We start from the raw sequence: 13,261 nt of genomic DNA, 5'->3' as shown, positions 1-13,261 counted from the left end.
CATTCCATGACCCCAGCTCCCCGCACCCTGTACGACAAATTGTGGGACGCCCACGTGGTCGTGCCCGAATCGGACAGCGCGCCCGCCGTGCTGTACATCGACCTGCACCTGATCCATGAGGTGACCTCGCCGCAGGCCTTCACCGAACTGCGCGAGCGCGGCCTGTCGCCGCGCCGCCCGGACCGGACCAAGGCCACCATGGATCACTCCACCCCAACCCTGCCGGCCGGCGCCGACGGCAAGCTGCCGTATGCCAGCGCCGCCTCGGAAGCCCAGGTTGCCATGCTGGCGCGCAACTGCGCCGAGCATGGCATCGAGCTGTTCGACCTGCAGTCGGCCAACCGTGGCATCGTGCACGTGATCGCACCCGAGCAGGGCTTCACCCAGCCGGGCATGACCATCGTGTGCGGCGACAGCCACACCTCCACCCACGGTGCGTTCGGCGCGCTGGCGTTCGGGATTGGCACCAGCGAAGTGGGCCACGTGCTGGCCACCCAGTGCCTGCTGCAGCGCAAGGCGAAAACCATGGCGATCACCGTCGATGGCGCGCTGGCGCCGGGCGTGGGCGCCAAGGACGTGGTGTTGCACATCATCGGCGTGATCGGGGTCAACGGCGGCACCGGCCATGTGCTGGAATTCCGTGGCAGCGCGATCACCGCGATGGACATGGAGCAGCGCATGACCCTGTGCAACATGTCCATCGAGGCCGGCGCACGCGCCGGCATGGTCGCGCCGGACCAGGTCACGTTCGACTGGGTGGCCAACACCCCGCGCGGCCCCAAGGGCGCGGCGTTCGACGTGGCCATGGCGCAATGGTCGCAGCTGCGCAGCGATGCCGGCGCGCGCTTTGACGTGGAAGTGCATATCGACGCCGCCGACATCCGCCCCACCCTGACCTGGGGCACCCACCCGGGCACGGCCATCGCAGTGGACGCACCGATCCCGGCGGCCAACGATGCGGCCGACCAGAAAGGCCTGGACTACATGCACTTCCAGGCCGGGCAGACCCTGGCTGGCACCCCGGTGGACGTGGTGTTCGTCGGTTCATGCACCAACGGCCGCCTGAGCGACATGCGCGAAGTGGCGCAGGTGCTGCAGGGCCGGCGCGTCGCCTCGGGCGTGCGCATGCTGGTGGTCCCGGGCTCGGAGATCGTCAAGCGCCAGGCCGAAGCCGAAGGCATCGACGCCATCGTGCGCGGCGCTGGCGCCGAATGGCGCGAACCGGGCTGCTCGATGTGCATCGCCATGAACGGCGACCTGGTGGCGCCCGGGCAGCTGGCGGTGAGCACCAGCAACCGCAACTTCGAAGGCCGCCAGGGTCCGGGCTCGCGCACGCTGCTGGCCTCGCCGATGACCGCCGCGTGGGCGGCGGTGAACGGCCGCGTAGCCGACCCGCGTGAACTGTATGCCAGCCAGGAGGTGGCCTGATGAGCGGCTTCCGTACCCTGACCTCGTGCAGCGTGGTGCTGCGCGAGACCAACATCGACACCGACCAGATCATTCCGGCTCGGTTCCTCTCCACCACCGAGCGCGCCGGGCTTGGCAGGCACGCGTTCAACGACTGGCGCTGGCAGGCCGATGGCAGCCCGAACCCGGGCTTCGCCTTCAACCAGCCGCACAACGCCGGCCGCAGCATCCTGCTGGCCGGGCGAAACTTCGGCTGTGGTTCCTCGCGCGAACACGCGCCATGGGCATTGGCCGACCTGGGCCTGCGCGCGATCGTCAGCAGTGAGATCGCCGACATCTTCCGCGGCAACGCACTGAAGAACGGCCTGCTGCCGATCGTGCTCGACGAAGCCGACGTGCAGACGCTGATGCAGCGCCCGGACGACGCGTTGACCGTGGACATCGCCGCGCGCGAGCTGCGCACGCCCGATGGCCGCGTGTATTCCTTCCCGCTCGACGGCTTCTCGCAGACCTGCCTGCTGGAAGGCGTGGACCAGTTGGGGTATCTGTTGGGTCGTACCCCTGACATTGAACGTTACGAGAGTGAACATGCACGCTGAGATTGTCGTATTGCCCGGTGACGGCATCGGTCCGGAAGTCGCTGCGGCCGCGGTTGCGGTACTGGGCGCGGTGGCCGAACGTTTCGGCCACACCTTCGGTTTCAGCGAACACGATATCGGCGGTATCGCCATCGACCGCCACGGCGAGCCGCTGCCGGCGGCCACGCTCGATGCCTGCCGCCAGGCCGATGCGATCCTGCTGGGCGCGGTGGGCGGCCCGAAGTGGTCCGACCCGAACGCGAAGGTGCGCCCGGAACAGGGCCTGCTGGCAATCCGCAAAGCACTGGGGCTGTACGCGAACCTGCGCCCGGTGCGCACCCACCCTGCCGCGCTGGGCGCGTCGCCGATCAAGGCGGAGTTGCTGGAGGGCGTGGACTTCGTGGTGGTGCGCGAACTCACCGGCGGCATCTACTTCGGCGAAAAGACGCGCACAGCCGATACCGCAAGCGACCTGTGCAGCTACAGCGTGGGCGAGATCGAGCGGGTGATGCGAAGTGCGTTCCGGCTGGCGCGGCAGCGCCGTGGCAAGGTCACTTCAGTAGACAAGGCCAATGTGCTGGAAACTTCGCGCCTGTGGCGTGACGTGGCGGCGCGGATCGGCCTCGAGGAATTCCCGGAGATCGCGCTGGAGCACCAGCTGGTGGATTCGATGGCCATGCACCTGCTGGCCAAGCCGCGCGAGTACGACGTGATCGTGACCGAGAACATGTTCGGCGACATCCTCACCGATGAGGCCTCGATGCTGGCCGGTTCGCTCGGCCTGCTGCCGTCGGCGTCGTTGGGTGAGCCTGGTGCGGTCGGCATCTACGAGCCGATCCACGGGTCGGCGCCGGATATCGCCGGCAAAGGCATTGCCAATCCGTACGCCACGATCTTCAGCGCCGCGATGCTGCTGCGCCATTCGCTGGGGTTGGAAGCTGAAGCGGCTGCCGTTGAAGCCGCGGTGCATGCGGCGTTGGATGATGAGGTGTTTACTGCGGATCTGGCTTCGAAGGGCCAGGCTGTTTCGACTACGCAGGCAACCGACGCTGTGCTGGCGCGGTTGGGCTGACGTTTAAAGACCGTCGTTTGATCGTTTACGAGTGATGGGCCGGCGGTGGCGGGGGTACGGGGGGCGCCGTGAACCCATCCTTGGGGGCTCTTGCGAAACATCCGTGTTTCGCAAAGCCCCCGTACCCCCACCCCCGCCGACCCATTGACGGTTGCTTAGGGGCCATGGGAGATCAAGCGCAGGCTCGATCATTTGCATGCGTTACCGTGCGTTGATTCGTTCACGGCAGTCGTTTGGGAACCGACCCTACCGTAGAGCCACGCCCTGCGTGGCTGCTCCGGCTTTTGATCATTGTCTCCGCCCACGACCGTCTGTCTGGGGCGGCCGGCGGGCAGCCCCCGTAGGGACTGTCAAAAACATGGATGTTTTTGCCAAGCCCCCAGGGATGGGTTTACGGCGTGTCCCGTAGGGGGCTGACCGTCGGCCGCCCCGCCACGTAACAATCAAGGCGCCGACGCTTTACCCGCTTCACCTGCTTCATCCGGCTTCACCCGGAACCACGCCGCGTACAACGCCGGCAGGAACACCAGCGTCAGCACGGTGCCGACAATCAATCCGCCCATGATCGAAATCGCCATCGAGCCGTAGAACGCACTGCGCGACAGCGGAATCATCGCCAGCACCGCGGCGAGCGCGGTCAGCACGATCGGGCGGAAGCGGCGCACCGTGGCGTCGATGATCGCGTGCCAGCGGTCATGGCCGGCGTCGATGTCCTGCTGGATCTGGTCGATCAGGATCACCGAGTTGCGCATGATCATGCCCGCCAGCGCGATGGTGCCCAGCAGCGCCACGAACCCGAACGGGGCGCGGAACAGCAGCAGGAACAACGTGGCCCCGATGATGCCCAGCGGCGCGGTCACCAGCACCATCGCCGCGCGTGAGAAACTGCGCAGCTGCAGCATCAGCAGCGTGGCCACCACGATCAGGAACAGCGGCATGCCGGCCTTGATCGAGTTCTGCCCGCGGGCCGAGTCCTCCACCGTGCCACCGGTCTCCAGCAGGTAACCGGACGGCAGCTCGGCACGGATGCCTTCCAGCGTCGGCAGGATCTGCTGCACCACATCCAGTGCCTGGCTGCCATCCCCGATATCCGCGCGCACCGTCACCGTCGGAAGTCGATTGCGGTGCCAGATGATGCCGTCCTCGAATACGTACTCCAGCCGCGCCACCTGCGACAGCGTGACCGACGTGCCGCTCGCCGTGGGAATGGCCAGGCTGCCCAGCATGTCCAGGCGCACGCGCTCGTTGTCCGGCCCGCGCAGCAGCATCTCGATCAGGCGGTTGCCCTCACGGTAGGTGCTCACGCTCATGCCCGACAGCGACGTACCCAGCAGCTGGCTCACCTGTGCACTGCTGACGCCCAGCGCACGCGCACGGTCCTGGTCGATCACCAGCCGCACCACCTTGCTCGGCTCGCTCCAGTCCAGGTTCACGTTCATCACATGTGGGTTTTCGCGCACCTTCGCTTCCACCTTGCGCGCGATCGCCTGCACCTGCTCGATGTGCTCGCCGGAAATGCGCATCTGCACCGGGTAGCCCACCGGCGGCCCGTTCTCGAGCCGGGTCACGCGCATCTGCACGTCCGGGAACTGAGGAATGACCTCCTTCAGCAACCAGTCGCGGGTGGCTTCACGTGCCTCGGCGTTTTCGGTGAGCACCACGAACTGCGAGAAATTGGTCGCCGGCAGCTGCTGGTCCAGCGGCAGGTAGAAGCGCGGCGAACCGGTGCCCACGTAGGCCACGTAATTGCTGATGCCGTCGCGCCCCTTCAGCAGCTTCTCCAGCTTGCCCGCCTGGGCCTGGGTGGCCTGCAGCGATGCACCTTCGGCCAGTTCGATGTCCACCATCAGCTCCGGGCGGGTCGAATCCGGGAAGAACTGCTGCGGCACGAAGCGGAAGATCAACAGCGAGAACACGAACAGCGCCGCCGTGGCCGCGATCACCCACCAGCGGTGGCGCAGGCATGTATCCAGGAAGCGGCGGAAGCGCGTGTAGAACGGCCGCTGGTACGGATCGTGGTCATGCGCCAGTTCCTTCGGGGCGATCCAGCGCGTAAACGCCGGGTGGCGGTCGGCCCACTGCAGGCGCCGGGCGCGCCAGCGCCCCGCAAGGCTGTCCGGCTTGGGCGGCTGCGGGTTGAACAGGTCCGGCAGCATCTTGTCGCCCAGGTACGGAATGAACAGCACCGCCGCGATCCACGACACCACCAGCGCGATGGTCACCACCTGGAACAGCGAACGGGTGTATTCACCGGTGCTGGACGCAGCGGTGGCAATCGGCAGGAAGCCGGCAGCGGTGATCAGCGTACCGGTCAGCATCGGGAACGCCGTGCTCTCCCACGCGAAGCTGGCCGCGCGCAGGCGGTCGTAGCCCTGCTCCATCTTGGTGGCCATCATCTCCACCGCGATGATCGCATCGTCCACCAGCAGGCCCAGCGCCAGCACCAGCGCGCCCAGCGAGATCTTGTGCAGGCCGATGTCGAAGTAGTGCATGACGAAGAACGTCATCGCCAGCACCAGCGGAATGGTCACCCCCACCACCAGACCAGTACGCAGGCCCAGCGAGAAGAAGCTGACCAGCAGCACGATCACCACCGCTTCGGTCAGCACCTGCACGAACTCGCCGACCGATTCTTCCACTGCGTGCGGCTGGTCGGAGACCTTGCGCAGCTGCATGCCGGCTGGCAGCGTCTTCTGCAGACGCTCGAATTCGGCATCCAGGGTGGACCCCAGCTTGAGGATGTCGCCGCCGTCCTTCATCGCCACCGCGATGCCGATGGCGTCCTCGCCCATGAAGCGCATTTTCGGCGACGCCGGGTCGGCAAAGCCACGCTTGACCTCGGCGATGTCGCCCAGGTGCACCGTGCGGTCGCCGGCCTGGATCGGGAAACGGCGGATGTCGTCCACGCTCTGGAACTGACCGGTCACGCGCAGCTGCACGCGGTCGGTGGGGGTTTCGAAGAAACTCGTGGCCGCGATCGCGTTCTGGTCGGCCAGCGCCTGCTGTACCTGCTGCAGCGACACGCCCAGGGTGGCCAGCTTGGTGTTGGACAACTCGATCCACACCTTTTCGTCCTGCAGGCCTTCCAGCTCGATCTTGCCCACGTCCGGCACCCGCTGCAGTTCCAGCTGGATGCGGTCAGCGTAGTCGCGCATCACCGCGTAATCGAAGCCCTGCCCGGTCAGCGCGTAGATGTTGCCGAAGGTATCGCCGAATTCATCGTTGAAGAACGGGCCGACGATCTCGCGCGGCAGGGTCGGCTTGATGTCGCCCACGCGCTTGCGCACCTGGTACCACAGGTCCGGAATGGCCTTGGAACGCAGGCTGTCGCGGGCCACGAAGATCACCTGCGATTCCCCCGGGCGCGAGTACGAACGGATGAACTCGTACTGCCCGGTATTGAGCAGTGCCTTCTCGATCGGCTCGGTGACCTGGCGCGAGACCTGCTCGGCAGTGGCTCCCGGCCACATCGTGCGCACCACCATCACTTTGAAGGTGAACGGCGGATCCTCGGACTGGCCCAGGTGCTTGTACGACCACGCGCCGATGATCGCGAAGGCCAGCATCGCAAACAGCACCAGCGCGCGGTTGCCCAGCGCCCATTCGGAAAGATTGAAGCGGCGCACGGGATCAGTGCCCCTTGGCTGCGGCGGGGGCGGCGGCCGGCTTCAGCACCGGGCGGTTCTGGCGGTCCACCGGGGTGACCGTCTGGCCGTCGCGCAGCAGATGCCCGCCGGCGGCAACGACCCAATCCTGCGCGGCCACGCCGGACAGCACCGGCACCGCGTCGGGGCCATAGGCGCCCACGGTCACCGGCGTGGCCTTGATCGCCCCGTTGGACGGATTGACCACCCACACGCTGGCCTTGCCATCGGCGCCGCGCAGCACCGCGCCCAGCGGCAGCTGCAACGTGCCGGTGCGGCCGGCGGCGGCAAACACGCGCGCGCTCTGGCCCAGTTCCACTTCGGCGGCGGCTTCCGGCGCCAGGCTGACCCGGGTGGCGTAGGTGCGCGCCTGCGCATCGGCGGCCGGCGCGATCTCGCGGATCGTGCCCGGCAGCATCAGGCCCGGCTTGTTCCACAGCTCCACCTGCACCTGCTGGCCGACCTGGTAATCGCGGATGTTGCTCTCCGGCAGTGCGATCAGCACTTCGCGGCCACCGTCGGCGGCCAGGGTGAACACCGTCTGCCCGGCGCCGACCACCTGTCCGGCTTCGGCCTCGCGGCTGGCAATCACGCCATCGGCCGGCGCGCGCAGCTGGGCGTAGCCGGTCTGGTTGCGGGCCACTGCCAGGTTCGCGCGGGCGGCATTGGCCTGGCCCTGCGCCGCCTTGAATGCCGCGGTCTGCGCATCGAGGGTGGACTGGCTGACCAGTTGCTGCTCGGCCAGTTTGGCGTAACGCCTCTGGTCGTCGCGGGCGCGCACCAGGTCGGCCTCGGCCGCAGCCAGCTGCGCCTGCGAGGCACTTGCCTGGGAGGCAAAATCAGCGGCGTCCAGTTCGGCCAGCAGGTCGCCCTTGCGCACGCGCTGGCCGGCATCGACGTGCCGCTTGACCAGGTTGCCCCCGACCCGGAACGACAACGGGCTTTCCTGCAGCGCACGCACTTCGCCCGGGTACGCCGCCACTTCCTGGCCGCTCACCGTGCCCGGCTGCACCACCAGCACCGGGATCGGAGCGGGCGGCTCGGCATCCTGTCTGCCACACGCTGCCAGCACCAACGCCAGCAGCCCACTGCCCATCCATCGCAAGTTGTTCATGAGGTCCTGGACCTTGAATTACCGGGGGAGACCGTCTGGAAGCGACACTCTATTCCATGACGGACAATAGTGAACCAGTCGGTATAGTATAAATATCGAACCGATTGGTCTAGTATTGTTTGCATGACTGTTCCGACCACTTCCGCTGTCCCGTCCAAGCCCGCCAGCAAGGCAGCCGGACCCGGCCGCCCGAAGGATCTGGGCAAGCGCGCGGCCATCCTGGACGCGGCCAAGGCATTGTTCGTGGACCAGGGGTATGGCGGCGTCAGCATGGACAGCATCGCGGCCCAGGCCGGTGTGTCCAAGCTGACGGTTTACAGCCATTTCGGCGACAAAGAGACGCTTTTCACCGAAGCTGTGAAGTCCACCTGCATGGAGATGCTGCCGGACGCGCTGTTCGTCGCCGACGCTGACGGCGTGCTGCGCGAGCAGCTGCTGGGCATCGGACGGGCGTTCTTCAGCATGATCACCTCGCCGGCGGCCGTGGCCGTGCAGCGGGTGATGATGGCGCCCGACACCGACGATCGCATCCGCGAGATGTTCTGGGTGGCGGGCCCGCAGCGCACCAGCGATGCCCTGGCCGAGTTCCTGCGCGCCCGCACCGAACGGGGCGAACTGGAGATCGCCGACTTCCAGACCGCCGCCCTGCAGTTCTTCACCCTCATCAAAGGCGAGCTGCATACGCATATGATGTGCGGGCTGCGAACGGCCCCGGCCGAGTGCGACGCCGATGCCCATGTCGAGGCCAGCGTGACCTTCTTCCTGAGGGCTTACGCCACCCGCCCCGGGCGGTAAGGACAACATGAATGGACCGGAGGTCGCGGTGACTTCCGGCACTGCGACCCCGGCGCGACGGCAGCGATGCTCTCAGCGCGCCGCCGGCTCCCGGCACCGGTAAAATGGCCGGCCCACTGCGCTGGATTAAGAACCTCATGACGATCGATTACGCCCACGCCCGCGAACTGATGGTTGAACAGCAGATCCGTCCCTGGGACGTGCTGGACATCCGTGTGCTCGACGTACTGGCACGTTTGCCGCGCGAGGCGTTCGTCGCCGATGCGAACCGTCCCCTCGCCTATACCGATGTCGAGCTGCCGCTGGGCGACGGCCGCAAGATGATGAAGCCGGTCATCGAAGGCCGCACCCTGCAGGCGCTGAACCTGCAGCCGGGCGACGAAGTGCTGGAAATCGGCACCGGCAGCGGCTACCTCAGCGCCTGCATGGGCGCCCTGGCCCGGGAAGTGCTCAGCCTGGAAATCGACCCGGTCCTGGCCGACGCGGCGCGTGCGCGCCTGGATGTCACCGGCCTGGGCAGCAATGTCCGGATTGAAACCGCCGATGCCCTGACCTGGGACACCGAGCGCCGCTTCGACGCCATCTGCGTTACCGGGGCAGTGGAGACCATCCCCGCCCGCTTCACCCAGTGGCTGCGTCCCGGTGGCCGCCTGTTCGTGATCCGCGGCCATTCGCCGGCGATGGAAGCGGTGCTGGTCAATGCCGATGGCAGCATCAGCGATTCGCTGTTTGAAACCGATATCGATTACCTGCGCGGTGCCGCGCCGGCACCCCAGTTCCACCTCTGAGTCCAAGGAAGCCGCAATGATCCGCCGATCCCTCGCTATTGCGCTGGCCGCCGCCCTGCTGCCGATGACCGCCTCTGCCGCCGACCTGCTGCAGGTCTACGAAATGGCGCGCAACGGCGATCCGCAGCTGTCCGCGGCTGAATCGACCCGTCTGTTTGACAAGGAAGGCGCAGTGCAGGCCCGCGCCGCACTGTTGCCGCAGATCAACGGCGAGGCATCGCTGAACCGCAATCGGACCAACCCGAACCATGACGTGAGTTCGACCTCGTACACGACCAAGAGCCGCACCTACGGCCTCTCCGGTTCGCAGACGCTGATCAACTTCACCCAGTTCGCCAATCTGCGTGCGCAGCGCGAATTGAGCAAGGCGGCCGACTTCACCCTGGATTCGGCCAACGACGACCTGATCGTGCGCACCTCGGCGGCGTACTTCAACGTGCTGGTGGCCATCGAGTCGTTGTCGGCGGCGCAGACCAATGAAGCGGCAGCCAAGAAGCAGTTCGATTTCGCCGACAAGCGACTGGAAGTGGGCCTGGCCCCCATCACCGACGTGCATGAAGCACGCGCGCAGTATGACCAGGCCCGCGCCAACACCATCATCGCGCAGAACACGCTGGCCGACGCCTACCAGGCGCTGACCGAACTGACCGGGCAGCCGGTCACCCAGTTGAATGCGCTGCCCGCCGACTTCCGTCCGGAACTGCCGGCCAAGTACGCCACCGTTGACCAGCTGGTCAACGAAGCGGTCGCCCAGAACCCGGCACTGAAGGCGCAGGAACTGCAGGTGAGCGCCGCCGAAGCCAGCGTGTCCGCAGCCCGTGCCGGCCACCTGCCGACCCTGTCGCTGGGCGCTACCGCAGGCCGTTCGGCCAGCTGGGGCGATGTCGTGGGCAGCGGCTCCAACTTCAGCCCCGACCAGCGTACCAACAGCGTGGGGCTGACCCTGAGCGTGCCGATCTTCTCGGGCGGTGCCACCCAGTCGGGCGTGCGCCAGGCGCTGGCCCAGCGCGACATCGCCCAGGATGGCTACGAGCAGCAGAAGCGCGCCCTGGACCGCAACACCCGCAATGCCTACCAGACCCTGGTGGCCGGCATCAGCGAAGTCGAAGCCCGTCGCCTGGCGGTGGTCTCGGCACAGAGCGCCTACGATGCATCCCAGGTGGGTCTGGAAGTGGGTACCCGCACCGTGCTGGACGTGATCCAGAACCAGCGCATCCTGTTCTCGGCCCAGCTCGATTACGCCAACGCCCGTTACACCTTCCTGCAGAACCGCCTGCAGCTGGGCCAGGCGGTCGGCACGCTGGATATCGCCGACCTGCAGGATGTCAACCGCCTGCTGACCCAGCAGGCTGCGACGCCGAGCACCCAGGTCAACAACTGATCGCAGGGTAAGGCGGAAGCCAGAAGAGCCACCCGAAAGGGTGGCTTTTTCGTAGCGACACGCCATGCGTGTCCCACGGATCGCCGGCACCGCGCAGACACGCAGGGCGTGTCCCTACGCCAAGGTCATACCAGAGGCGGCGGAAGCTGCGGTGCGATCAACTCCACAGTGCGCTTCAAGGCGCCTCTGCCGTTACTCACCAGTGCACACCCTGCACTGGCCATGTCTTCCCGCGCTTCGGGATCGCGCAGCAGAGTGAGCAGCGCATCGCCCACGCCGGTCACGTCGTCGGCGATCAGTACCGCGCCTGCTTCACGCATGCGTCGGGAAATCTCGGCGAAATTGTGCAGGTGCGGGCCGGTCACCGTGGCGGTGCCCATCGCTGCCGGTTCGAGCAGGTTGTGGCCGCCAATCGGTTGCAGGCTGCCACCAACGAATGCCACCTGGGCACAGCCGTAGAACGCCATCAGTTCACCCAGCGTATCGATCACGAACACGTCGCTGTCGGCCTGCGGCCATTGTTGCTGCCGGCGCGTGCTGACCTTCCAGCCCTGCTCGCGCGCCAGCGCTTCCACCCGCGGGAAACGTTCGGGATGGCGCGGCGCCCACAGCAGCAGCAGGTTCGGAATCTCTTTCCGCAGGCGGCGGTGCAGGTCGATGGTGGCCTGCTCCTCGCCTTCGTGCGTGCTCGCCGCGATCCACACCGGGCGCGTGCCGGGCACGGCGGCGTGGAAATCGGCGGTGAACTCGCGCACGTTCGGCGTGGCAATGTCGAACTTCAGGTTGCCCAACGGCTGCACCTGTTCGGGCAGCGCGCCGAGCTGGATGAAGCGTTCGGCATCGTCGGCCGACTGCGCTGCCACGCAGGTGACCGTGCGCAGCGTGCGCCCGATCAGCGGACGCAGCAGGCGGTAGCCGCGCAGCGAGCGCGCCGACAGCCGGGCATTGAGGATGTACACCGGAATGCCGCGGTCGCGGCAGCCGAACAGCAGGTTCGGCCACAACTCGGTTTCCAGGATCAGCGCCAGGCTGGGTTTGAAGTGGCCCAGGAAGCGGCCGACGCTGCCCGGTACGTCATAGGGCAGGTACACGTGGTCGACCGCATCGCCCCACAACGAACGGACCCGCTCCGAGCCGGTGGGGGTGATGGTGGTGATCACCCAGCGGATGTCCGGACGCAGCTCGCGCAGCGCATTGACCAGCGGCGCGGCAGCATTCACTTCGCCCACCGAAACCGCATGCAGCCAGACCCGCGGCTGCGCGGTGGAATCGGGGTAGGAGGCATAGCGCTCGTCCCAGCGCTGGAAGTACTCGCGCACCCGGAAACCGCGCCAGACCAGGTGGTACACGGTGATTGGCAACAGCAGGTACAGCACGACCGAATACAGGCCGCGCAGGATCCATTCGACGGGACTTTTACGCATGCGCAGAGGATACGGGAGCGGCACCGGGAAAGACATGCGGGACCGGTCCTGACGCACCCCGACAAGCGCATGACTTAGAATCGGGAACATGTCAGATAACGCTTCCACCGCCACCCGCCCCTCCCTGCGCAATCCCCGGCATTGGCCGACCTTCGCCTTCATCCTGGTCGCCTTCGTCCTGGCCCGTCTTCCCTGGGGCCTGCAGCGCGCGCTCGGGCGCGGGGTGGGCACCGTGGCCTACCGGCTGGCCGGCAGCCGCCGGCGCGCGGCCGAGGTGAACCTCAGACTGTGCTTCCCCGAGAAGGACGACGCCTGGCGCCAGCGCCTGCTGCGTGACAGCTTCGACGCGTTGGGCGTGGGCATCTTCGAGTTCGCCCGGGCCTGGTGGGGCAGCATCGACAGCATCCGCCCCAAGGTGCAGGTGGAAGGGCTGGAGCATCTGCACCGCATGCAGGCCGAGGGCCGGGGCGTGCTGCTGGTCTCGGGCCACTTCATGACCCTGGAGATGTGCGGCAGGCTGCTGTGCGACCACGTCGACCTGTCGGGCATGTACCGCAAGCACCGCAACCCGGTGTACGAGTGGGCGGTGAAGTTCGGCCGGCTGCGCTATGCCAAGGCGATGTATGCCAACGAGGACATCCGCGCCACCGTGCGTCACCTGAAGAAGGGCGGCTTCCTCTGGTACGCGCCGGACCAGGACATGCGTGGCAAGGACACCGTGTTCGTGCCGTTCTTCGGGCATACCGCGTCGACCATCACCGCCACCCACCAGCTGGCGCGGATGACCGGCTGCGCGGTGATTCCGTATTTCCACCGCCGCGAAGGCGGGAAGTACTTCCTGAAGATCGGCGCACCGCTGGAGAACTTCCCCAGCGACGATGTGGAAGCCGATACCGCGCGGGTGAACCAGGCCATCGAAGCGATGGTGCGCGAAGCCCCGGACCAGTACCTGTGGATCCACCGCCGCTTCAAGCGCCAGCCCGGCGGCCGCAGCGACTTCTACAAATAACGGCAACGTCGGACACGCAATGCGCGTCCAACGCGTTTTGCACGCTCCG

At 66.9% G+C, this 13,261-nt stretch carries 10 protein-coding genes; 7 read left to right on the top strand and 3 right to left on the bottom strand.

Annotated features, from left to right (window positions below; translation table 11 throughout):
- The first annotated feature begins 6 nt into the window (after positions 1–6).
- The 3 genes from leuC to leuB are packed head-to-tail and all read left to right on the top strand — an operon-like array spanning position 7 to position 3,057.
- Positions 7–1,428 carry a 3-isopropylmalate dehydratase large subunit gene (leuC, locus tag ACTJI4_RS03170; protein ID WP_440868489.1) on the top strand — a complete coding sequence of 474 codons (1,422 nt, stop codon included), beginning with the start codon at positions 7–9 and terminating at the stop codon, positions 1,426–1,428.
- Positions 1,428–2,006, top strand: a complete 579-nt coding sequence (leuD, locus tag ACTJI4_RS03165; RefSeq protein ID WP_440868488.1) for a 3-isopropylmalate dehydratase small subunit — start codon at positions 1,428–1,430, stop codon at positions 2,004–2,006. Before leuC ends, leuD begins: the two co-directional genes overlap by 1 nt.
- Entirely contained in the window at positions 1,996–3,057 is a 1,062-nt protein-coding gene (gene leuB, locus ACTJI4_RS03160; RefSeq protein WP_440868487.1) for a 3-isopropylmalate dehydrogenase, read from the top strand. Before leuD ends, leuB begins: the two co-directional genes overlap by 11 nt.
- Positions 3,058–3,500: 443 nt before the next feature.
- Here leuB and ACTJI4_RS03155 read toward each other — a convergent pair whose 3' ends face one another.
- Positions 3,501–6,683 (bottom strand): efflux RND transporter permease subunit, encoded by a 3,183-nt coding sequence (locus ACTJI4_RS03155; RefSeq protein WP_440868486.1) that lies wholly within the window; start codon positions 6,681–6,683, stop codon positions 3,501–3,503.
- 4 nt (positions 6,684–6,687) lie between these two features.
- Positions 6,688–7,815 (bottom strand): efflux RND transporter periplasmic adaptor subunit, encoded by a 1,128-nt coding sequence (locus ACTJI4_RS03150; RefSeq protein ID WP_392918035.1) that lies wholly within the window; start codon positions 7,813–7,815, stop codon positions 6,688–6,690.
- Positions 7,816–7,938: 123 nt separating this feature from the next.
- Between ACTJI4_RS03150 and ACTJI4_RS03145 the strand changes: the two genes are divergently transcribed.
- The 3 genes from ACTJI4_RS03145 to ACTJI4_RS03135 all read left to right on the top strand — a co-directional run bounded on the left by ACTJI4_RS03145 (position 7,939) and on the right by ACTJI4_RS03135 (position 10,779).
- Complete coding sequence (locus ACTJI4_RS03145; protein WP_392918039.1) at positions 7,939–8,610, top strand: TetR/AcrR family transcriptional regulator; 672 nt, start codon at positions 7,939–7,941, stop codon at positions 8,608–8,610.
- Between the two features lie 137 nt (positions 8,611–8,747).
- Positions 8,748–9,398 carry a protein-L-isoaspartate O-methyltransferase family protein gene (locus ACTJI4_RS03140; RefSeq protein ID WP_392918042.1) on the top strand — a complete coding sequence of 217 codons (651 nt, stop codon included), beginning with the start codon at positions 8,748–8,750 and terminating at the stop codon, positions 9,396–9,398.
- Positions 9,399–9,414: 16 nt separating this feature from the next.
- On the top strand, positions 9,415–10,779 hold the full coding sequence (locus tag ACTJI4_RS03135) for a TolC family outer membrane protein (RefSeq protein ID WP_392918045.1): 1,365 nt from the start codon (positions 9,415–9,417) through the stop codon (positions 10,777–10,779).
- A gap of 125 nt (positions 10,780–10,904) precedes the next feature.
- Here the strand turns inward: ACTJI4_RS03135 and waaA are convergent, their stop codons facing one another.
- Positions 10,905–12,203, bottom strand: a complete 1,299-nt coding sequence (waaA, locus tag ACTJI4_RS03130) for a lipid IV(A) 3-deoxy-D-manno-octulosonic acid transferase (RefSeq protein WP_440868485.1) — start codon at positions 12,201–12,203, stop codon at positions 10,905–10,907.
- 88 nt (positions 12,204–12,291) lie between these two features.
- Between waaA and ACTJI4_RS03125 the strand changes: the two genes are divergently transcribed.
- Positions 12,292–13,212, top strand: a complete 921-nt coding sequence (locus tag ACTJI4_RS03125) for an LpxL/LpxP family Kdo(2)-lipid IV(A) lauroyl/palmitoleoyl acyltransferase (RefSeq protein WP_440868484.1) — start codon at positions 12,292–12,294, stop codon at positions 13,210–13,212.
- The last annotated feature ends 49 nt before the right edge of the window (positions 13,213–13,261 follow it).

Source organism: Stenotrophomonas sp. 22385 (assembly GCF_052045085.1).
GTDB lineage: Bacteria > Pseudomonadota > Gammaproteobacteria > Xanthomonadales > Xanthomonadaceae > Stenotrophomonas.
This window is presented reverse-complemented; position numbering and strand designations above follow the sequence as displayed.